At 58.6% G+C, this 21,837-nt stretch carries 20 protein-coding genes; 11 read left to right on the top strand and 9 right to left on the bottom strand.

Features of this window, described 5'->3' with window-relative positions; all coding sequences use genetic code 11:
* Positions 1 to 89: 89 nt before the first annotated feature.
* The 3 genes from ABG996_RS05160 to relB form a co-directional block, all read right to left on the bottom strand.
* On the bottom strand, positions 90 to 962 hold the full coding sequence (locus ABG996_RS05160) for a Fic family protein (RefSeq protein ID WP_347478829.1): 873 nt from the start codon (positions 960 to 962) through the stop codon (positions 90 to 92).
* 255 nt (positions 963 to 1,217) lie between these two features.
* Complete coding sequence (locus tag ABG996_RS05155) at positions 1,218 to 1,502, bottom strand: type II toxin-antitoxin system RelE family toxin (RefSeq protein WP_347478828.1); 285 nt, start codon at positions 1,500 to 1,502, stop codon at positions 1,218 to 1,220.
* Positions 1,499 to 1,720 carry a type II toxin-antitoxin system RelB family antitoxin gene (gene relB, locus ABG996_RS05150; protein WP_347478826.1) on the bottom strand — a complete coding sequence of 74 codons (222 nt, stop codon included), beginning with the start codon at positions 1,718 to 1,720 and terminating at the stop codon, positions 1,499 to 1,501. The genes ABG996_RS05155 and relB overlap by 4 nt, the downstream gene beginning before the upstream one ends.
* 299 nt (positions 1,721 to 2,019) lie before the next feature.
* Here relB and mihF point away from each other — a divergent pair, with 299 nt between their 5' ends.
* The 4 genes from mihF (at position 2,020) to ABG996_RS05130 (ending at position 4,607) form a co-directional block, all read left to right on the top strand.
* Positions 2,020 to 2,388, top strand: coding sequence for an integration host factor, actinobacterial type (gene mihF, locus ABG996_RS05145; protein WP_347478825.1), 369 nt, complete (start codon positions 2,020 to 2,022; stop codon positions 2,386 to 2,388).
* 37 nt (positions 2,389 to 2,425) lie between these two features.
* Positions 2,426 to 3,610, top strand: coding sequence for a hypothetical protein (locus tag ABG996_RS05140; protein ID WP_347478823.1), 1,185 nt, complete (start codon positions 2,426 to 2,428; stop codon positions 3,608 to 3,610).
* A gap of 365 nt (positions 3,611 to 3,975) precedes the next feature.
* Entirely contained in the window at positions 3,976 to 4,293 is a 318-nt protein-coding gene (locus ABG996_RS05135; protein WP_347478821.1) for a type II toxin-antitoxin system RelB/DinJ family antitoxin, read from the top strand.
* On the top strand, positions 4,290 to 4,607 hold the full coding sequence (locus tag ABG996_RS05130; protein WP_347478820.1) for a hypothetical protein: 318 nt from the start codon (positions 4,290 to 4,292) through the stop codon (positions 4,605 to 4,607). The genes ABG996_RS05135 and ABG996_RS05130 overlap by 4 nt, the downstream gene beginning before the upstream one ends.
* A gap of 114 nt (positions 4,608 to 4,721) precedes the next feature.
* On the opposite strand, the gene ABG996_RS05125 is transcribed toward ABG996_RS05130, so the two are convergent.
* Complete coding sequence (locus ABG996_RS05125; RefSeq protein WP_347478818.1) at positions 4,722 to 8,567, bottom strand: VaFE repeat-containing surface-anchored protein; 3,846 nt, start codon at positions 8,565 to 8,567, stop codon at positions 4,722 to 4,724.
* Positions 8,568 to 8,911: 344 nt separating this feature from the next.
* On the opposite strand from ABG996_RS05125, the gene ABG996_RS05120 reads away from it, so the two are divergent.
* On the top strand, positions 8,912 to 9,187 hold the full coding sequence (locus ABG996_RS05120; RefSeq protein ID WP_347478817.1) for a hypothetical protein: 276 nt from the start codon (positions 8,912 to 8,914) through the stop codon (positions 9,185 to 9,187).
* Positions 9,188 to 9,338: 151 nt separating this feature from the next.
* Here ABG996_RS05120 and ABG996_RS05115 read toward each other — a convergent pair whose 3' ends face one another.
* A complete protein-coding gene (locus tag ABG996_RS05115) occupies positions 9,339 to 10,316 on the bottom strand; it encodes a Fic family protein (RefSeq protein WP_347478815.1) in 978 nt (325 codons plus the stop codon).
* A gap of 234 nt (positions 10,317 to 10,550) precedes the next feature.
* On the opposite strand from ABG996_RS05115, the gene ABG996_RS05110 reads away from it, so the two are divergent.
* From ABG996_RS05110 to ABG996_RS05100, 3 genes are read left to right on the top strand one after another with little or no spacing between them, the layout of a single operon-like run.
* Positions 10,551 to 10,934 carry a hypothetical protein gene (locus ABG996_RS05110; protein WP_347478813.1) on the top strand — a complete coding sequence of 128 codons (384 nt, stop codon included), beginning with the start codon at positions 10,551 to 10,553 and terminating at the stop codon, positions 10,932 to 10,934.
* Position 10,935: 1 nt separating this feature from the next.
* Positions 10,936 to 13,920: a hypothetical protein gene (locus ABG996_RS05105; protein WP_347483974.1), complete on the top strand. Its 2,985-nt coding sequence runs from the start codon at positions 10,936 to 10,938 to the stop codon at positions 13,918 to 13,920.
* Positions 13,921 to 16,761, top strand: a complete 2,841-nt coding sequence (locus tag ABG996_RS05100; protein WP_347478810.1) for a hypothetical protein — start codon at positions 13,921 to 13,923, stop codon at positions 16,759 to 16,761.
* 128 nt (positions 16,762 to 16,889) lie between these two features.
* On the opposite strand, the gene ABG996_RS05095 is transcribed toward ABG996_RS05100, so the two are convergent.
* Complete coding sequence (locus ABG996_RS05095) at positions 16,890 to 18,395, bottom strand: hypothetical protein (protein ID WP_347478808.1); 1,506 nt, start codon at positions 18,393 to 18,395, stop codon at positions 16,890 to 16,892.
* A gap of 19 nt (positions 18,396 to 18,414) precedes the next feature.
* The gene (locus ABG996_RS05090; protein ID WP_347478806.1) at positions 18,415 to 19,125 is read right to left on the bottom strand and encodes a hypothetical protein; all 711 of its coding nucleotides are present in this window, start codon (positions 19,123 to 19,125) and stop codon (positions 18,415 to 18,417) included.
* Positions 19,126 to 19,300: 175 nt separating this feature from the next.
* Here ABG996_RS05090 and ABG996_RS05085 point away from each other — a divergent pair, with 175 nt between their 5' ends.
* Positions 19,301 to 19,702, top strand: a complete 402-nt coding sequence (locus tag ABG996_RS05085; protein ID WP_347478804.1) for an HNH endonuclease — start codon at positions 19,301 to 19,303, stop codon at positions 19,700 to 19,702.
* A 20-nt stretch (positions 19,703 to 19,722) separates the two neighbouring features.
* On the opposite strand, the gene ABG996_RS05080 is transcribed toward ABG996_RS05085, so the two are convergent.
* Together ABG996_RS05080 and ABG996_RS05075 are read right to left on the bottom strand one after the other, a co-directional pair.
* The gene (locus tag ABG996_RS05080; RefSeq protein ID WP_347478802.1) at positions 19,723 to 19,905 is read right to left on the bottom strand and encodes a hypothetical protein; all 183 of its coding nucleotides are present in this window, start codon (positions 19,903 to 19,905) and stop codon (positions 19,723 to 19,725) included.
* Between the two features lie 145 nt (positions 19,906 to 20,050).
* Positions 20,051 to 20,701 (bottom strand): hypothetical protein, encoded by a 651-nt coding sequence (locus ABG996_RS05075; protein WP_347478800.1) that lies wholly within the window; start codon positions 20,699 to 20,701, stop codon positions 20,051 to 20,053.
* A gap of 302 nt (positions 20,702 to 21,003) precedes the next feature.
* On the opposite strand from ABG996_RS05075, the gene ABG996_RS05070 reads away from it, so the two are divergent.
* Both ABG996_RS05070 and ABG996_RS05065 read left to right on the top strand, forming a co-directional pair.
* Complete coding sequence (locus ABG996_RS05070) at positions 21,004 to 21,246, top strand: hypothetical protein (protein ID WP_347478799.1); 243 nt, start codon at positions 21,004 to 21,006, stop codon at positions 21,244 to 21,246.
* Between the two features lie 266 nt (positions 21,247 to 21,512).
* Entirely contained in the window at positions 21,513 to 21,791 is a 279-nt protein-coding gene (locus tag ABG996_RS05065) for a hypothetical protein (protein WP_347478797.1), read from the top strand.
* Positions 21,792 to 21,837 lie beyond the last annotated feature (46 nt).

Below are 21,837 nucleotides of genomic sequence, written 5' to 3'. Positions count from 1 at the left end.
AATTGAATAATCTGCCTCATCTGGTTATGCCCGCTGAATCTGATAACCGATTCAGCGGGCACAATTCAATTTATTTATGAAAGGTGGCCTTATGCAAGTTTTGGTCTAACAGGGCTACCTGATTTCGAAGGAGCGCCGGCTGCTCGTTTCTTATTCTCGAGAGCTTTCAGGTCTGCCTGGATTTTCGAGGTCGAAGGGGTGGAATGATCAATCGAGCGTTTTCCCTCCTCGAGCGTCTCCGGGGTATATTGAATGAGAATATCGGCCCCTATCTCGTGCATTCTCGCGTCAAAGGAACATTGGCACTTCCGCAGGACTTCATCGAAGAATCGGAAGTTACCTTGAGTCTGCGCAATCTCCATCCAACTCTTGTATTCGTCCGCACGCGCTTCGTCAATGACGATAAGGTCCACCCCGTTCTCGATGCACTGCTTCATCATGATGAGTCGACCGATTCGCCCGTTGCCGTCCTGGAACGGATGCAGATGCTCGAACCTTGCGTGAAAACGGGAAATCGACTCGAAGTCCTTTGGGCTGCTCTCCCATTCGGCAAGCAGTACCGGTATGGCAGTCGGAATGTCGCTCGGAAGGGCAACCTGCACCGAGCTGTTCCCAATACGGTTGGGAATGTACTTGAAATGACCGCTTTCCCCGTTGGCCGCCATGGTCGTTCCCTTGTGAAGAATCGTCTCGAATTCAATGAGGAGTTCCGGCGTCAGCTCGACTCCGAGCGTGTCGACCATTCGATCGAACATCTTGAAAGACTTCTTGGTCTCAATGATATCGTCAAAGTCGTGGTCTCCCGTAACCTTATTCCGTGCATAGAGCGTCTCGATCTGATCGAGCGTGAAGGTGGATCCCTCGATCTTGTTAGAGTGGTAGAGGAATTCTAGAAGGATGACCTCATAGGCGGAATTCGGTGCCGCCTTCAGTGTCTGCATCTTACTTGGGGATATAATCATTGTGCATCCTTCGTAAAAGGCGTATCAATCACAGTCGTTTCTATATCTAGGATAATTGAATAAACGATATTAAATTTGTGTTTCCCCAGCAGGACAAGCGCCCCAATGCCTACAGCGGCCGTAAAAGATACACCCTCGGCGCTTCGCTATCAAAGGCGGTTGTGACTTGGCCGCCACCTTTAAGGACGAGTTAGACGTTGACTAGATTCTCCCGCGGCAATCGCGATAAGTTGGCTCACAGGAACTTCTTCTGGCTTACAGTCGCGGCATGTTCTTGTAGACACCCTGGCGGTGGCCGACCCTCACGACCTCGATGACGGCTTTCCCGTCCTCGATCCTTGCCAGTATGCGGTAGACGCCGACGCGCCAGCGCCAACCGGAATCGGTGCCCTGAAGCTGTTTTCCGTTCGGTGCGCGGCGCGGATCCTCGCATCCGTTAAGGTGTTCTTGAACCCAGGACAGGATGATGAGCCGCTGCTTCTTAGGGATGTTGAGGAGTTGCTTGGTCGCTGCCTTTGACCACTCGACGCTGAAGCTCACTCCGCCTCCATTGCCATACGCATGACGTCATCCATCGAGTAGCGGGTGCCATCGTCCTCCATCAGCGCCTCGTTGTACGCCTTGATGTCGGCAGCCTCCTCAACTTTTTCGAGGGCGGCACTCCTCACGAATTCGGAAAAGGACATGCCGAGGACGCTCGCATAGGACTGGATCCAGTCCTTCTCACACTCGTCGAACCTGATGGCGGTCGCACTCATGGCCATAGCTACTCCAATCAACGTACTACACCGTAGCACGCTCATTATACCCATTCGGCATGGGATCGGTCTCAAATAGGTGTTCAGAATGAGTATGCGGTTCCGCACCAGGACAAGCGCATCCAAATGCCCTACAACGGCCGTAAAAGAGATGCCCCTTACCGGAAGAAGGGCTTAGTTTCTTGTTTTTGCGCCCTTCATGGGGTATAAGTGGTTTAAGTTAAGGTGATTAGCACCGTCAATGCGCCGCTATGAAAGGCGCCCATCAGTCCGAGATAGGGATTTAAGGAGACGGTGCCATGCCGAATGAATCATTCCGCTACTCAAAGCAAATATCGGACCAGGGCCGAGAACGCTCTGTCGAAGTGCGCCGGGAGCGTGCTGCCCTCAAGGAACGCCTCAAGGCGGGGGAGATCAGTCCCGCCGATGTCCTCAACGATGAGGGGAACGTCGCGGCCAAAATCAGGCTGTTCGCGTTCCTTAAAAGTTGCCCCGGTGTGGGGTCGGCGGGGGCAAGGACGCTCCTTCGCGCATTGGGCCTGTCCGAGACGAAGACAATTCGCTCCCTGGGTCCCGTGCAGAAGGCCCGCATACTGACCATGCTGGAGATGGTCGCCGGTGGTGCCCGGGTCGACCGCGTGGCCGAGATCATCATGTCCGAACGATAGAATAGAATCCGATAGGGGATTAGAGAAAGGCAACATCATGGATGAGAATAACCTCAACAATCAAGACGGCCAGGGCCAGGACCTGAACCTCGTTCCCGATGGAGACGGCAGCGGCAAGATGTCCCTGAAACGCAAGGTCGCAATCGGCGCGACGGTCGCGCTCGTTGTCGCGGGGCTCGGGTTCGGCGGCGCCTGGGCTACCGGCGTCTTCGCCCCAAAGTCCGAGATCACTAAGATCGAGGCCGATGGCGACAGCGGCAAGAAACAGGTTTCCGAGAAAACCGAGCCCGCGGTGGATTGGACCGTAAAGATCGAGGCCGAGGGCGTGACTGCCGACTCCTCGCCCCTCATCACCCGTTACGTCTGCACCGACGGCGCCGATAAGGGCGTCGAGTTCTTTCATGCCACCTCCGCACCCGACGCCATCGAGGGCAAGGACAGCGTGCAGCTGACCGAGGGCACTTGGGAGATTACCGCAATCCCCATCATCAATCCCGATGGCTCCATTACTACGCCTGCCGGCGGCGGCGAGCAGGCCGTTTCCGGCGAATCGAAGGGCTCCGGCTCCACCGAGTTCACCGGCGAGACGAAGCCCGCCGGTGACGTGACCCAGGACGACATCGACAGGGTACTCGACAAGGTGAACGAGGCGGTCTCCAAGGGTGACGGCACGCTCACGGGGGATGCCGGCAAGGACGTGGTGAACAAGGTCACGGACAACGCGTCGAAGGCCCCTGCCGCCGACAAGGAGAAGGTCGAGGAGAAGAAGGACGCCGCGACCGATAGCGCCGTGAAAGCCGAGGACAAGAAGGCCGATGCGGCAAAGCCGTCCACGGGCTCCGGCTCCGCGCCGTCAAAATCCGACTCCAAGCCCTCTTCCGGCTCCTCCAACAAGCCGTCCCATGAGCATACTTGGCAGGCGCAGTACCGCAGCGACCCCGTATACGAGACTCGCACTCGTACTGTTGTGGACCAGGATGCATGGGACGAGACCGTTAATGCAAACTATGATGAATTTAGATTTTCTGATGGCTATGTAACGACTTCTCTCGCAGATGCTATTAACCATCAGGATATTACTGGGTGCTCTTACTCAATTTTCACACCACAAGTAACCATTCACCATGAAGCGGTAACGCACCAGGAGACATATCAGGTGCAAACCGGAACCAAGCAGGTGCTTACCGGCTACCGCTGCTCCGGTTGCGGTGCCACGAAATAGGTCTGAAGCGGATAGATGGGCTCTTGGGAATCAGGTTCGAAATTGCTCCATGTCATATCGTTATTCGGTCGTTTATACTTCGCATTGCTCCTGATAGTCCGGCCGGGGTACTTCGGGAAGAGGACGCACCTTTATAGGACAGCCGGGATCTTCGTACTGCTCGGTGCTTTCCTGCGTCTGGCTCGCGATATCCTGCCATATCTTGTCGTCTTGGCATGAGCTTTTCTCGTCGCACCCAGTGGACGGTCGCATGATATTGGGGTATTGATACGGTGGTTGATGCCGTGTAGCAGTGCTGCCCTCAATGCTACACGGCATTGTGTTTATGTGATAATATGTCATTATCATATTGTGAGGTGATGTATATGGCATTGATACAGCTGAACGTCCCCGACGATGTAAAGGAACGTGCGGATAGGGCATTCGCGAGGAGCGGGCTCACGACACCGTATGCGATGCGCATCATGGTCAACCAAGTTGCCGAGACGGGCAGGACGCCTTTTGACGGCCTGTTCTCATCCCCATCCGGGCGGCTCTACTCGGAGGATGTGCGCCTGGCGATGTTGCGCGCGGAGGCCCAGGAGTATGGCCTGATCGAGGATGATTCCGGAGATGACCCCCTGAAGATCCCTGATGACATCCTTGCGGAAATGGGAATCAGTCCCGAGGAGGTCGGGCAGTGAGCCACTACGAAGTGAGGGTTCCCGGCTCTTTCTGGAACACGCTCGCCGCGCTTAAGCCGAAATACTCTCATGCCGAATACGTTGAGGTCGTTAATGCTGTCAAGGCCTGTATCGCCGAACTCGAACGCACCGGCATGATAGAGGAGAGCGGGTGGGATGATCATGTGCTCGTGCACCCGCCATATTCTGACGGCAAGCACCGTGAGGCCCATACCTACGATGATGACGTCCTGGTCGTGTATTTCATTCGCGAGAGGAACCGCCGAATCCGCATGGTAGGCGTTTTCGATCATTTGAATATACCGCGTTCATAACCGCATTTCTGTGATTCAAATATAGGAGATGCCCCACGGTTATCCTCTCTTTGTAACAAAGAAGGGCCCCGCTCATCTTGAGCGGGGCCCTTCAGGTTTTATCGCGGATATGCGTTAGATCTTACGCTTGTGGAAGATCAGAAAGATTCCGGCGATACAGGCCGCGACTCCGGCGGCAATTGCCGCGTATAGGACCCAGTTGCCGGTCTGCTCGAGGTTCTTGCCCTTGGGGGTGTTCTCGATATCGATGGTCTGGTCGGTGTCCTCAAGGTCGGTCTCCTTGGAGATCTCCTTGCCGTCCGTATCGCGCTGCAAGCTCTCGAACACAACCGCCTGCTGGCCTGCAACATCGGAAGCCTTGAACACCATGGGAACGTCCACGTCGAGGTCCGAGGCGGTGGGGGTGAACCGCACCTGCCCGTTTGCGATGACCTCGTAGGTGCCAAGCGCGGAGCCCTTACCGGCCGATTCGGTTTCGTTTGCCGTATTGTCGCCCTCGGCCTTGTTGCTCTTATCGGAGGACACGAGTTTCACCTGGCCGCCACTCAGCTTCGTCACGATGTCGGCCGCATCCTGCGTCGCGCCCGGCACGGTGAGCGTGTAGGTCCCGTCATCGTTCTTGGTGAGTTTGGCGCCCTCGGGGATGTTGACGAAGGAGCCCGTTCCGGTGACGTCGACGAGTGCCTTGGAGAGGTCTGTGCCGGAGGTGCCGGTATCGGATCCCTTCTGGATGCCGTTGCCGGCAAGAGTCGAGGCGTCCTTCACATCCGTGAGCGTGAGTTGCGTGCCGTCTGCCTTCTTGTTGATAGAGGCCGTGAGGGTGTAGCTCTGGCCGGGGCGCAGACCCTTGAGGTGGACGGTATCGACGATTGCGACCTCGTCCTCGGGCTTGACCACCTTGCTGCCCTGGATTGTGGCCGCGGTGGTCTTGAGGCTCGGGGAGATCTCGACCGTCTGATCCTGGTCGTTCGTGTCCTCGTGCGAGCCGATGAGGGTACCGTCGACGAACAGCTTCTCGAAAACTACGGTCTTTGCGCCGCCAAGCTCGCTCGCATCGAAGGTAAAGGTCACATCTTGGGTCCCGTCCTGGGCCTGCGGCGTGAACTTGGCCGAGGCGGTGATCTCCTTGCCGTCTGCGCCCTTCAGCGTCTCGCCGGTCTCGGCGTCCATGAGGGTGCCCTGGAGTTCGTATTCGGTGCCCGGGACGAGTCCGGTGTATTTGACGGTGTCGACGATGGTGGCCTTGCCGTCGGCGGTGACTTCCTTATCGCCGTCCGCGCCATCGGCTGCCGAGGTCTTGATCTCGGGCGGGATGACCTCGACGGTCTGCCCCTCGTCGGTCAGGTCCTCGTGGCTGGCGATTACGTTGCCGTCCGCCTCGAGTTTCTCGAACACAACGAGCTTCTTGTTGGAAAGGGTCGAGGTGTCGACCGAGAACGTCACCTTCACCTTGCCCTCGGTGTCCTCGGGCTCGAAGGTCGTGGATGCCGTTATGGTGTTGCCTTCTGCATCCTTCAGGGGCTCGCCGGTCGCTGCGTCCATCATTGTTCCGGTAACGGTGTACTCACGGCCCGTGGCGAGGTTCTTGTATGAAACCTCGTCCTCGACGGTTACGGCCTTGCCGACGCCGATGGACTTGTCGCCGTCCGCCGCATCGGTCGCGGTTGTGCCGATCTCGACGGGCAGGAACTCGACCGTCTGGTCCTCGTCCTCGGGATCCTCATGGGTTGCCTGAATCTTACCGTCCAGGTAGAGGCTCTCGAAGACGACGGCCTTATGGCCACCGAGAAGCGTGGCGTCGAACTTGAACTTGACCTTCTGCTTGCCGCTGGATGCCTTGGGGGTGAACTTGGCCGTGGCGGTGATCTCCTTGCCGTCCATACCCTTCAGGGCCTCTCCGGTCTCGGCATCCATGAGGGTGCCCCGGAGCTCGTACTCGGTGCCCTTTTTAAGGCCCTTGTAGGAGACGGAGTCGACGATTTCGGCCTGGTTCGAGGCGAGGAGCTTATGGTCCCCGTCGGCCCCGTCGGTCGCGGTGGTGCCGATTTCGATGGGGTTGTCGTCCACCGTGCCGCGGTCGATCGTGTAGGAGTCGCGGCTCACGGTCACCTCGAACTTGACGAGGTTGAGGCTGGTATTCGTTGTGCAGCGAAGTTCCTCGAAGGTGTAGGTGTCATACGGCAGCGCGCCCTTGGAGTCGTCTGCTGCGGTCTGGGCGTCTTTCGAGCCGGAGAACCACAGGCCGTTGTCGATGGAGAGTTTCGACTCGTCTACGGTGCCGTCGGCGTTCAGGGCGGCATCGTTGCCGTTGGTGTTCTGGGTATGCGGGCAGGCGGAGGCCTCGGTCGTGAGGATGCCGTTCACATCGGTGATCGCGATGTGGCTCTCACCAGTGGTCTTGGACGTGATCTTGAACGGGACGTTCGCGAGTCCGGTCATATCCCCGCCATGCACCTTGTTGAAGGCGATGTCACCGCGCTTCACCTGCTCGCGCACGGTGGGGGCGTCCTCGCTGGGCTCAACGAAGGTGGTTACACGCTCAGTCGTTGTATTAGGAGTAATTTGCTGGATATGAATAGAATTATCCGAAAGAAGATATCCACTGGGCGCCTTTGTCTCCTGGATAGTTACCGTGCCAATTGGGAGGGTAATGTTCCCATTTGTACTCGTATAGAAGCTATCGCCGGAAACAAAATATTTGTCTTTATCAAGAGTAACGCGCGCGAGAGAAGTGCGGCCATTCTCATCCGTTTTCAGAACCCAGGTCCTCGTGGCCTTCTCGGGCAAGTTCTCCTGGGTGTAGAATCCGTCGTAGTATTTGACGGTGAACTCCGCGCCCGCGAGCATGCCGGCGCCGAGCGGGGAGGCCTTGCCTGTCTCGCTATCGACCTTGGCTACCAGCATGTCGGCGGGGTCGTTCTGGGGCGCATCGGTGACGTTCACGGTGGCAGTCTGGCCGCCCGACACGTTCACCTGATGGATCCCCTCATCAAGTGCATAGGACTTGCCGGCCTTGGTCTCCTTGACGTAGTAGGTGCCAGGGGCGATATCGATTACGTTCGAGTCGCCGGAGGCGTTGCAGGTGAGCGTTCCCACCTGCTGGGTGCAACCGGAATCGGAATAGACGCCGTAGGTCGCGCCCTCGAGCGAGTAGCACGGGTTGTTGTCGGAGATGCCGGGGTTGGAGCTCGCCTTCTTGAGCTTCAGCTTGCCCTTGTTGTGGAAGGTGATGAGGCACTGGGTACCGGTTCCGTAGTTGACAAGGTAGATCGTATCCTTGAAGGACTGGGGTGCGGGCCCCGGCAAATTCTTGTCCAGATTTGCAAGGAATGTGCCCGCGTTGATATTGCCGTTGTAGTAGAGGATGGTCCTGTAGCACCAGTTGCGGAACGCGGCCGTCGTGCCCTGCATACCGTACTGGCTGGAGCTCTTGGAAAGCGCCGAGAGCGCGATATGCTGGATGGCGAGCATCTTGCCGTAGTCCAGGGGCGTGCCGTCGTACCAGTTGAAGTTCCAAAGGCCCTTCGCCTTCGCCTCTTCGAAACCCGGGCCCGTGGGGCCGTAGTAGAGGACCCTCGCCATACCGTCGAGGCGGTCTATCTTGGTCTGCTCACCGCCCCCTCCCGTATAGCACTTTGACCAGTCGCTTTCGATCGGTAGTTGCGCCTGGGCCGTTGAGGCGTCCAGTGGATGGCGTTTGGGCGGGTCGAGGCAGATCGCCGGCGTGCCCTCCGAGGTCGTCGAGTTGTACATGTAGAAGCCGCCGTAGTTCACGCGCTCGCCGCGCGTAATCGTCTCAGACGATGCAGCATAAGCGGCAGTCGGTGCCGGTACGACGGAGAGCACCTGGCTCGCGATAAGCACCGCTCCGGTGCCGATGGCCGCGCCTTTCTTGAGACGGGCGCCGATGCGGCGGAAGAGCCTGCCGGCGCACTCCTTCATCTTTCCTCCAGGTCGCATGACTGCTCCATTCTCTCGGTTACCGGAGAGGGGACGCGAGTTTCTGGCTGCGTTTACTGGCATGCGTCCCCATGGTCTAACGTACCGCCGGCGTCGGCGCTATGCCTGCCGATTTGGTGCCACGGGGTGACAGTTTGCGCCTACGGTGCCTATTAGTCCTATCGATTTCACGTTACCGTGGGAGGTGTCCCCGCTGCCCGCAAGGAACAAGTGTTCAGGTGGATTCGGGCCCGGTGAGGTTGCGAGTGGTAAACTGGGTGCCACAGAATTCCGGTCGGGTTATTGGCGACGTGAGCACAATGGCGCGCACGCGCCCTCGTCAACGATCAACCGGAGGCAGATAAATGTTTGAAACTGATTGCAATACGGGTGCAGATTCGTCTCGCCGCGAGATGACGGTCCGTGAATTCCTCGAGACCGTTCCCGGGGTGGGGGAGCTGGTCGTCGTCACATGCGGAGGATGGCCCACCTGCACCGTGCATATCGACTGTGAGGACTGTTTTCGCATGCCCGCCGATATCGCCCATCGGAAGGTGCTGCATTCGAGTTTCGGATCGATCAAGGTCACGACCCGTGGACCGTTGCCCATGGACGTTCCCGTCCGCTTTGTCGATTGTTAATAGCGGACGCTGGCCAAATAGCCGCTTTTGGGAATCTGATCATTGAGGGATAGGGGGTCGCAGTCCCATCATCGCTGAAATGCGACGGTAACCGTGCCTTGATGCCGGGTTTGGGACCGTTTGGGAAGAAAGGTCCCATCATCGTTTTAGGCTAAACCCGACGAGTGCAATGCGTCTTATGATCGGACTTGATCTCAGATCCGGTTTTTTCAACTGAATCGAGGCTGGATTTCAACGATTTTGTGGAAGGACCGACGAAGCCGGCGTCATCCTTGAAGTCAGGCCTCTCTATGCCCAATTTCCCAAGTAGGCTATCGGACAAAGAGCGGTCAGCGAGCATGGGCGCTATCGTGGAAGCAAAATCGACCTGCATAGCCTCGGCATAAGATATAAGGGGGGTGGTTACCCCCGCCCTAAACTCATCGAGGGAGGTGTAATAGGTTTCCTTTGAGGCATCCGTCACGATAAAGGGAACGAGTCCGGCGCGCAGGCATTCACGAAAGGCGATAGCCCTTCCAACCCTTCCGTTACCGTCCGGGAAGGGGTGGATCGTCTCGAATCGAACATGGAACCTGACGATATTCTCCAGGGACGGCTCGTATTTGTTATATTCCGAGACCAGGCGGTCGATTAACGTGGGGACCTCCTCCGGGCGCGCCGTGATGACGCTTCCAACCCCGTTGCCCAGGACCTTCCATTGGCCGGGTACGTCCATCACTCCGTCCATGAGTTGTAGGTGGATCTCCTTTATGAGTTCGGGAGTGAGCTCCCTGTCCAGTGAATCGAAAAGGAAATCGAACATTTTCGTGTGGTTTGCGGTTTCGCGGACATTTCCCGGGGTGGTAGTGTCCGCGAGGACGGCGTCCCTCGTTTCGAAAATCGTCCTCGTCTGCCATTCTGTGAGCGAGCTGCCCTCGATCCTCTCATGGTTGTACACGAAAGAGACGATCGATGTCTCATACACACCGTTCGGGACGAAGCCCTCGCGCTCGAACTTGACCTGATCGATATAGCTGTAAACGAAATGACGCTGTAGCTCCGGGCTCAGGGACCCATGCGCATGTGGGCTATCGGCAGTATTTTGATCTTTATTTGCCCCTGTCAGCAAATTGAATAATCTGTTCAACATATATCTGCATACTCCGATAGGTGTACGGATTCCTGACGGCATTTTACCCAGGATAGCAGCCACCCATGACTGGTCCTGTCACCCCGTGGCACCAAACTGCCCGGCACCATGCGGGTTGTCGTTTTACGCTTTTGATGGGGCCGAATGCCCACAGGCGACCATGGGCTTGTGGCGGGCTGTCGCCACAGGGCCCCGAGCAACTGATGGCAACCGTAGTTCCTTGGAGGATATCGAGTGCTGGATAACCTTTCTCTTATGGGGCCGGATGAGGAGGAGCTCTCCCTCTCGGCGCTGGTGTCTTCAGCGACCCTTCTGCCTTCCTGCGCCTTCTCCGCATATTCCATCATCGTCAACATAGCTCCCACGATGGGCGGGCGCGCCGTCCTTTTCTATCTGACGCGGGGCTCTGTCGAGAGCATCTGGATCCCCGTGGCCATATTCATCTTCGCCCTCATAGCGCGCAAGGTAGATGACTGGCGATTCTACGCGCTCACCGCCGTGTTTAGCCTTGCGGCCTGCGCACTCGCCGTGCTGAGGCTCGACCTGTGCCATGCGGGGGTCTATTTGGCCGTTCTGGCCTGCTGCGGTCTATCCGCTGTCAAATCGAGGGAGTACTGAGATGGGTTCCTGGAGAAAGGCGGCCACTGGTTCAGCCGGTAAAATTGCAACCGATATCCGACTTGCAGGGGATAGTGCACGGCACCATGACGACGGGTCCGAGGCGGGGTTATTCACGCCGGTCTCGCGTCGCGGTTTCCTCGCGGCCCTCGCCATCGCCGCCGGCCTCGGCCTGATGGGCGCGAGCGATGCGCTCGCATATGCCGCCGTCGACTTTGGGCCAGGAGCCGGCTATATCGGACCAAGCAAAGACAGCGGCGACCTGACGCATCCGGATCGGACCCGTGGCGCCAACGATCGCTGGTTCGGCTATGCGAACAACTGGGACCTCTGGAATATCTACAATGACTACAGCCACCGACTTGGCTACGCCTTCGCGATGGTATTCGAGTGCGATTGGTCCGACGAGCTCTATGACCACATCGTTTTCCGTCCGTTCTACTACTGCACCTCCTACTGCGCGACCAATCCCTGGAGGGGATATTGGCTCGGGCGCGATGACGGCGACGACAACAAGGGCACCTGCTATATCGACGGCGTGCCGGTCGGCAACTTCGTCGGCAACCTCATCAACGACGGCTCCGAGGGCGAGGACCGCCATGTGAATGCCTACGGATGGCTCTACCACGGGTTCTATGAGGGTCCCGGATGGTCGACATTCCTGAGACGCAGGCAGGCAAAGACCGGCCACAACGTCTATGCGCATATCGATATCTTCAATTGCTGGAAGAACAACGTCAGGCCCTCATCGGCCATCGTCTCCTCGCAGAATGCCCCGAAGGATAGGGACATGTCCGTCCAGACCGATAAGATATATATCGAAAACGACCTGTCGCTCATGGGCGGCATCTTCAAGATCATCCCCGTCACCGCACCGAACCTGAGGGTCGACCTCGTCCAGGGGTATTACGAGAACAATGTCCCCGTCGCCCGCTACGAGAACGGTCGCGGTACCTGCCTCTACCATGACTATGACGGGGTCAATCAGAACTGGATGTTCTGGCCGAATAAATCCGATGGGCTGGGATGCTTCACCTTCTGCATCGCTAACATGATCGGCCCCGGTCTCGATCGAGGCTTGGATAACTACGGACACACCTCTCCCACCATGGAGCGGGGTTACGCAAAAATCTGGCGTAACCCAGAATCGACCAACCTCACGAATTCCTGGTGGGTCCACCATGAGCCCGCTGTCACGAACGAGACGGACCACAAATGCTGGTTCATCACCTCCGATGCGGACGGGCAGAGGCTCGACACCTGGGGGGTTACCAAGGACGACAGCAGCACCTGCGTAGCCGTGTCCAATCCGGCGTGCCCGGGACTCTGGGCAACCCAGGTCAACGCCCAATGGATTCTCGAGGAAGTCGTCTGCCACGGCGACGTCGGGCTTTCCAAAGACGAGGCCCAGGTCGGCGACAGCCTGAAGATTCTGGGGTGGCACAACAAGTTCAAGGACGAATCTAAGAGCATCAAGCCGGCGGGATATGTCCTGGGGGCAAAAAACGAGAGTGAACTGCCCGTCTACCCGATTTTCCGTCTGTACATGACGGACTCGGAGGCGGCGGTCGCAAGCGATGACGCCGCCATCATGGCATCCTGCCGAGTCGCGACATGGGGAGGCCAGCAGGCCGAGGCCTACTCGCACCGCCATATCGGTTGGCCCCATGGAGGGCATTCCATCTTCAGCCTCGAGATGCGTCTTCAGGATTCGAAATACAAGGGATCGATTCACTATGCGGCACAGCGCTTCACCGGCGGCGAATGGGATGAGGGCGCCGACGGGTCCAAGGTGTGCTCGAATGGGGACTATGATACCGAGATAATCAGCCGCGTTAAGGTGTGGCTGACCGGGGACATCGCAGATGAGTACGACCTCGTGGTCAGGACCAAGCTGCTCGGCGGCACCTGCGCGTGGAGCGACCCGGTGTACGTCCACAACTCAAAAGACGAGCCCTTGACGCTCGAGACGGCGCCGGCATGCGGTCCCGAGCCGGACGGGAGCTCCGATACCAAGATCTCGGGCATGAACGTCCACCTTATCCGCAAGCCGACGGGCGCGCGGGTGGTTCGGGAGTTCAGTGCCGAGGAGAACGTCGAGGTGACCGAGGAGTTCGGTTCCGGGTGCCTATACGCAGCCGCCATGTTGGCGCTACGGCTTCCTTCCGGGAACACCGACCGCATATGGACGGACCGCTATCGCGGCACAGTAATCTCCAAGCCCTGCCTCATCGAGTCGGCAAGCGTCGAGTACTATGCGGACGGCATCGATGACGGCCATCGCGTATATATCGATAGGAATGTCCATCCCGGCGATCGATACGCGCCCATCGTGGCCGCGCTGGAGGCTGCCGGGAAATACCCCTGCAACCTCTATGCACACTACGGCGAGGACGCGGCCACCGGATTCACGGGCTGGTTCAAGGACGCCGCCCTGCGCGATCCAGCCGGTTCCCTCGATATTCCCAGGAAGGGCGCACTGAAGCTATACGGGCGCAACCGCTGCACGCTGCGCATCGAGTACGCGGAAGGATCGGTTGAGCCCGACGCCGGGACCGTCTACCGCAGAAAGCCGAGCGATGTCGCGGATGCGGTTGACGGTGCGCTCGGGCTGCCCGATTTCACCGGTCTTGCCGAGAGGCACAGGCTCGATAAGATCGACCTGCCGGCAATCGGCGATGGCGGCGTGGGGCACACCGCCTTTTACCGCGGCGAGTCCGTGACGCTAGCCGGCTACGAGGACGTCTTCGCCAAGCGCGAGGACGGGACGTGGCGACGCCTCGTCTTCAAGGGCTACATGCACGATAGGGCGGGGGGGGGATGCCTCTCTCGACAATCAAGATGGAACGCGACACGACCGTCTACGCCCTGTGGGCGTATGCGGAGTCGGACGGCGTCGCCACGACAAAGAACTAACGACGGCTCGGGACGGAGGTGCGGCCTCCTTCCCGAGCCCGCGCATGTCCCTGACGGGAGGTGTGCGTAGATGAGGTTCGACAAGCACGATGAGGGGAAGAGCGAAGGCTCATCCTTAGGGGATACCCCCATTACGAGACGAGGGCTGTTCGCGGCCCTGGCGGTTGCGGCGGGGCTCGGCCTGCTCGGCGCCGACACGGCGCTCGGGTGGGACTATTGGGGGCAGAACGCCGCGATCGGCCAAGGGGCCTGGGACGCCTATGGGATGCTCAACGGCAAGATCAACTGCTGCAGGGGCAGGTCGAATCCCATAAACCAATGCATGGGCTGGGCAAACGGATGGACCGAGTGGTACGCCTTCCGCTACGCCTACGTCCAGATCCTTCGTTATGCCCTGAACCTCCAGGTTGAATGCGACTACGAGAACGAGCTGTGGTTCCACCTCTCCTTCTACCCGTTGACCGCCTGCGGGGACGACAACTACAACCCCAGGGGCCACCGCCTGTGGTTCGCGGCAGACCATGATAACCTCGGCGCAATCAAGGAGGACGGGCAGGAGAACAATATCGTCACCTTCGACGGCAACCTTACCAACGAGGAGCTTGGGGTCGGCACCGGCCGCCACGATACCGGATGGAAGCACTACCAGTATCACGACACGGGAAAGTGGTACAGGCGCACATCGAGAGACGTGACCCATAGGTGGGCCGCGGACCTGAACATCTTCAACATCTACGTCGAGGGCGTCTCCCATGACGAGAACGTCGACGCCCTGCACTCCCAGACGGGATGGTTATCATCCACCGTGGAGCATACCTACCTCACGACGGAGGATATCCAGGGCATCGTGTGCCGCATCCACGCCGCGGACGACGACACGCTCAACTGGGACGTGCGTGACGCCTCGATTACCGATGCGACGGATATCTATCAGCAGGCATATGGCAGTAATTTCAACCAGCTGTATCTCACCGAATTCTCCAAAGTCCGCGATGACACCTATCAATCCGACTGGGGACCCGTCCCGGGCTTTCTCACGACCATGCGACCGGCGCATGTGGCCGATGGGTCCCGCGCGGTGAACGCCTCATGGGGCGGGCCATGGGACGGAAAAGAATTCAGCCATACCAACTGCACCCAGCCCTTTCAAATCAACAGCACGGGCGTCCAATCGAGGGCCAGCGCATGGTGGGTAACGAAGAGGTTTTCCGAGGGGGGCGCCCTGTACGGCGACGGCGCGATGGCCATCATAAGCGATGCCTCGGGCCTATGCGTGAACAGGCCGAATGCAACCGTCGCGAAGCCTTCGAAGCTAAACCTCTTCCATAGCGGCTACAAGGATGGGGTGGCGGGCGACCGCGCTTCGGCATGGGTCGTGAAGGAAGTGCAGTTCACAGGCTCGCTCACGCTGAACGACGGCAAGCCCGAGCTGACTCGCGTGGAGCCCGTGGCCTGCTCGGACCCGCTTCTCACATGTAGCCCGTGCAGGAACTGGTCGGATGTCAAAAAGGGCAACGGGGGCAATGCCCCGACCCACTTCTCCTATCGCTGGTACCAATCGGAAACCGACGAGGTGCCCGACGGCTGCTCAGGCGCCTCCATTATCGGAACATGCCACCTGTCGAACTTCGGCGACATGCCCGAATGCGCCGCATACCGCCATGTCGGCATGAATATGTCCGAGCTGATGTGCATAGAGGCGCTCTCGCTTCGCCTCGAGGGCTCGCCATGGCAAGGATCGATCCGCTATAGCATGCTCGCCAAGGGCGGCGGGTGGAGCGATGCCGCGGCCGACGGGGAGCCAGTGGGCGAGGGAGGGAGGTTCCTGCGCTGGAGCGCCATCAAGGTCTGGCTCACCGGTGACGTCTCGCTGCATTTCGACCTCGAGGTAAGGGCGTTCAACTCGAACGTCGGCTGGACGGCGGGCTACGTCTCGGGAACGGGACTCGATGCGCCGACAGTTGATGGGGTAGGCGACCTCACCGCATCGAATGACCTGAGATGCGTCCAAGTCGATTTGATCCCAAAACCGGAAGGAGCCGTGGTTTTGCGGGATTTCTCGCGTGACGGTGGGACTCTAAACATCACGGAAGACGAATTCGCCGATATGCAGGACCGCTATCTCTCCTGTGTCGTCATGCAGGCATTTCCGACTGAACTGCGCAAGGGGGCCAACCATGACTCACCGCTCGTTCACCGATTCCATGGATTCGTAACTGCCGGGCCCATCCATATCGCAGGGGTAAAGGTCGTCTATCACGCCGACGGAGTGGATGACGAATCGATAGTCTTCACGGAAACGGCCAAACCCGGCCACCACTCGGCCAACGCGGAGGCAACCGCGGCCGCGCTGAAAAGCCGATGCAACCTGAATGACCATTTCGGCGAGGATCGGAGTGCGGGCTTTACGGGCTGGTTTTCCGATACGGGGCTGACAAGTCCCTATGGGGGATCGGAGCTCAAGGCGGGCGAGGAGCTCCACCTTTACGGCCGCAATCGCTGCACAGTCAGGATTGAATATGCGGAAGGTTCGCTGCGTCCCGAGGAGGGGGCCGTGTATCGCACCGCCGCGAGCGACAGCGCTCCGGAGGTGGCGAGTGCCCTAGATCTCCCTGATTACGGCAAGGGGCTTGAGTCCCATTCTCTCGAGGGAATCACGCTGCCGGCCATCGGTGACGATGGCCGCGCCCACAAGGCCGTCTACTGGGGCGAGCGCGTCGCCCCGGCAAAACCCGAAGACGTCTACCGGAAGACATCCGACGGCACCTGGCGCCGGTATGTCCCGATGTGCTGGCTGACTTCAGTGAGCCAGCAGGGCGAATCGACCAGCTCGATTAAGGCCAAGCGCGATACCGTCCTATACATCAGGTGGTCTGTGGCGCAATCCGATGGCGTCGTCAGCTCGAAATAGGGGGACAGGCGATAGCGGGCGCGGCAGAATCCAAAGGACATCGGCTCTGGTGGCTCATTCTGCAAGCTGTCGCCCGCGCAAAAGTTGAACCGGGGGAGCTTCGCGTTCGGCTCCCCCGGTTTTTTCGATCAATAGGTGAAGTAGCCCGGCCGCCTGTTGTGGCTGGGCGTCTTTTTGTCCTCAGCCTTCTTCTCCTCGAGTCTGGCGAGCCCGTCCTTCAATGCCGCGTTGCTAGGCGTATTCTCCGGGGTCTTTTGCCTTAGGGGATAGACTTCGCGCAGGTATTCCAGTTGGGCGGCATAGCGGACGTTGATGAAGGGCGGGAGACCATCCGTCTCCCTGAACTCGTTATGGTCTGCCGCGATCTGGTCGATGAGGTCGCTCGGGTAGATCTTCGTGGCGCTCGATTCCGTGACCTCGAATTCGGGCCCTTCGTAGGAATCCCATGCGTCGATACGCTCGATATGGTAGAGGCGGTCTGATTTCGATCGCGATACGGCCATCCACTCCTGGGCGTCGTCCGAGCGCCATTCGCTCATGCCGCAGGCAAGGAGGATGCGATCTGAATCGCCGTTCGCGTCGAGGCCATATCCGAGGTCAGGGAAGTGGACCTGATGGTTGAAGAACAGGCTCCAGTCGGCACATGACTTGATGGCCGCGACCAACTCAGTCAGCTCGAAGGTGGAGAATGATAAGTTCAGCTTGGATGAGGGATCCTCGCCCCTCATCGACCAATAGTACCCATGCTTTTCGCTGGCCCTGTTCAGACTTATCCTAATTCTCTCGGCATCAAGGCTATTAAGGGAGACGGCTGTCATACCTAGGTGCTTTATTGGCACGTCGTCGCCATTGAAATCGGCATATAGGTCGACGGTAATCCTGTCGGAATGTCGGATTTCGTCTATGAACTCGGCAGCGTTAACGAAGGGCAGGACCTCAAACGAGCTGGCGTTGCCCCCGTATTCGGTGTTCGATTGTCTGCATAGGGTGGACACGGCGCTACCATAGCCTATCATCGGCCCCCGCCTCGTCGCCGCCCTGCTGATCTGTTCGGCAACCTCCGGGGGAATCTCGCTCGGATGGCCAAACCCAAACGAGTCGTTGTAGGAGAATCTCTTGTGGAGCGTGCGCCACTTATACCCGGTAGAGGTGAACAGGAGCTCAAATGCCCGTTTCGGCCAGTTGTCGGGACCTCCGAACATGGCGTTCAGGCGCTTCGAGCAATCGATGAGACCGAAGGTTAAGTATGTCTCGTCAAGCGTTATTTGGCCCGAAGTGTACCTCCCGACCCGTTTCATGCGGCAATCCAGTTCCTCGACCGCCGCCCTCTTGCGGTCTTGCGGCCAGTCGGCGGGGGAGAGCCAGGTGCCGCTCGCGATCTCCTCGGGTGTATGGAAGGGCGCGAAACGGCCCTCGAATTCGATTTCCGAGCCGTTGGGGACGAAGGGTGTTTGAAAATTATACATGACACCGGGGCCATCCATGAGGCCGGCGTCGACCGGGTCGGCACAAAGGCGGTCGCTTATGAGCACGCCATCCTTTTTCGCGGTGTATCTAAACAGACCGCGATGTTCAATGAAATCGAGAGATATCTCGTATCCATCAACATCTCCACTCCATACCTTCTCATACATGCATATGTCCCTTCTGTCGCTAATGCCCGAACTTGGGTCCGTGGCCGTTTACCCACGGGCCTTGCTGGCGACGAAGGCCTTCCGCCGCCACTCCCATCCCATGGCCAACCGATTTTTCCGGAACGACTGCGATAGAGCGAAGCTGCGTGCTATTAAGTACGCGTGCGTTGGCGTATGCGGCCATGTTGTAGGCGTTTTCCTGGCGCACCATCTCCCGCTCGATCGCGGTGGCGACGAGCGCCCTGTCAGAATACGGGTCGAACGCGGTGGCGCAGGAGACGAGCCTGGATAGAGCCGAGGGCCCATCGATAAAGGTCAGGGGGACCGAGTATCGCTCCCTGCACCACCTTGCGGCGACGGCGCGCGTAAGGCTCTCGCGCCACCCCCCGCCCTTTGCGGCAGTAAATGAATTGAGGGAACGGAACCCGTTCTCGCGCATGATGTCGTTAAGATCGTCGGTCTCGATATAGCCGTCCTGCCCGGCGACGGGGTCATAGATGTCGTAGGCGTCCTGCAATACCTGCCAGGCCCCGTTGCCGATGGGCCAAGCCATCGCGAAATCGGTCGTCGTCCCATTCATTGCCTGGAACCCGAGGCCGTGGACTGTGAAGCTACCGCACCATGTGAGGCCGTAGCGGGCGCCATCATCTGCACCGGGCCTTACCGACGGGCCGTCATCCATGTCCCTCAGCCAATTCGGAAGCATGCTAAGGTCAAGCTCCTCGGCCATATCTCTCCCTCCGTCCGATCTTTCGATGTTCCAATCATCGTTTCGGAGGCAGTGGGGCGGGCGGCTATGAACAAGTGTTCCAAGACGAGTGGCACCTCATGGTACCAAGTGGGGGAGCGGCGGCATTTGCGGGATTTTATGCTTGAAGCGTCTGTTTTCAACGGAAGGGAACGCTATGGATACATCCGATGTCTATACCCAGATATTCCAGTCGCTCATGCCACTTATTCAGTTTGCCATCGTGCTTTGGGCGGCAGAGACGATTCTGACGATGCTTATAAAGGAGCATCGCAAGTCCAAGAAGAAAAAGGAACGAGAAAAGCGTCGCCTGGAGTATCAGGACCGGCGTATGGCTAATGACGAGGAGCACGCGAAGGTCACGCGTGCGATGCGCTATGACGTGCTGCGCCGTGACGGCTTCAGGTGCGTCAAGTGCGGACGGGGGCGCGAGGACGGGATGAAGCTCCACGTCGACCATATCAAGCCCGTCTCACGCGGGGGGAAGTCCGTAATGAGCAATCTGCAGACACTCTGCGAGGATTGCAATTGCGGGAAGGGAAACAAATACGAGGAGTAGCGTATCTGACAGCAAACCCTCTAAGTATTCTTCTCATCGTGAATCACCGTCACACGGCGAGTGCCGATCGTATCGAGGTGTGAGCCGTCGAATACCTTTCCGTCGGGTTCGGGCTCGAAGCCGCCATCCTCATAGGGGGCGGCCATGCGCTCGAGGTCGGCATCGGTGATATCGTGCTTCGCCATAAAATCGTTAACGTTCATGTTGACAACCTCTCCAGGCCGAGTTCCCTGAGCGTCTTGCCGCTCGGTGGAATCATCCAGCGTTACAAATCGAAACAATCATCCACGGAATCATCGACGCGTCAAACACGATGGGCATGTCGCACTAGCCCGATATCCAGAGAGCCTACTGTTCTTCACGCCGCTGGCGCTCGATCCATTTTTGGACGGCAACGCAGGCGAGGGCATTGGCTAGGCTTGTACTCGTACCGTCCGGCCGGACGTAGCCGATATGATCGGCCGCATCAGTCAGCTCAATGTGTGCGAAGCGATTGTAGTTACGATTCGTCACGCCGAGCCATAGACAATATTCATACATCGTGTCTGTGACCCTGGCACCAGAGGCGGGCGCAGCGTCGTTGTGTCCCAGGAACCTCATGACGTGTTGGGCGTTATAGACGATAACTTCGTCGGCGCCCCAGATGATCTCCTTAATCTTTACCTGGTCGTCGAAAAAGGAGGGGAGGTCTATCTGGTTGTCGGGGGCCACCCCGTTGACCTCAGATGCCGCCTGCCATAGCTCCATACGACTTGGCCTGTATTTCCCCTCATGGAGCACATTTCCCGCCCAGTCCACGATCGCGATGGCCACGATCTCGTCTTCAACGGGGTTGGGTCCCGTCGTCCCGAGGTCCAGGCAGACAACCTTCGGGGCCTGCGCCTCGAAATAGCCGGCCATCATGCCGTCACGACGGCGGTGGAGCTTCGGGATCATGCCGAGGGAACGCGCAAAGAGCTCGATCTCATCGGCCGATCCGGTTACACGCACGCATGCCATACGCCGTTCCTCTCACTAGTCGGTAACCTCGCGTCAGCCGCCTCGACTCTATCACAGCGCTGGATAGGCTTATTGTGGCTCCTGCGACCAAGAGGTAATTAAATCTTGTCGAACATATGTTGTACGGCCGCGTACGTAGTGGTCTATCTGCGTTTTTCCATGTCACCATTTGTCACCCCTTGGCACCAAATAACCTTCTGTTGATGCATTTCGCGGGGCAAAATCTTATTTGGGGGTGGAGGTCCATCCCATCGTGTCGACGGGGGCTGAAGACTCGAACCCCCAACCGAAAGGAGTGCATCATGGATTCAGCAACCATGAACGCCATGGCCACGTATCTCGCGGCCAAAACCTACAATGTCCGTCGCGCTGCCAACGAGAAGTTCGGTGCCGTCATCTCCACCGAGATGATCATCCTCATCGGCCTGCTTGCCCTCGCACTTGTCACCGTGCTTTCGGCTTATTCCGGCAAGCTCCGCGATGTCATCACGATGGCAACCAATGTCGTCGGCAAGATCGGCACCAACGGCTACTCGCTCACGTAATAAAGCTCGATTTGCCTTCCCCTTTGGCCCCGTCCCAGATTCAGCCTGGGGCGGGGTTTTCCTTTTTGAAAGGAAGGATGCTTGCCTTGACATATTTTCCGGGTCAACAGCTCTATTTATCAATGTCTAATTGTGAAGTCTGACCTTCCGGCGATACCCCGAATCGTTGCCGCAAGTGTCCCCACACGTGTCTATAATTGAGTAAAACCCTCCAATGCCGGGAAAGGCCCGGCCTCACGCCTTCTTGCAGAGGGGGAGGGGTAACTGTGAACAGTTTCCAAATGAATAGCGTGATCCTAACCGAGGCCGGCAGCGGTACGGTCGAGCGCTGCCTGGACTCCAGGGGCCAGATGCACGTGCGCAACCAGGTCGGAAAGCTCCGCATCGACTCCGAGACTGGCGCCACCGAGATGGAGGTGTCGCGCGGCCTCAGCGATGCCGTCTACGTGGATGTTGCGACCGGCGACATGATCCACGAGAACACGGTGGGCAGCATTCGCTTCCGCACCGACTCGACCGGTACCGTCATGGAGCACCTGCTCTAGATGCCTATGGAATGTCGGGATAAAGAAAAAGCCCCATACGGGGCGG

The sequence above is a fragment of the Collinsella aerofaciens genome, from assembly GCF_039836695.1.
Lineage (GTDB): Bacteria > Actinomycetota > Coriobacteriia > Coriobacteriales > Coriobacteriaceae > Collinsella > Collinsella aerofaciens_BD.
This window is presented reverse-complemented; position numbering and strand designations above follow the sequence as displayed.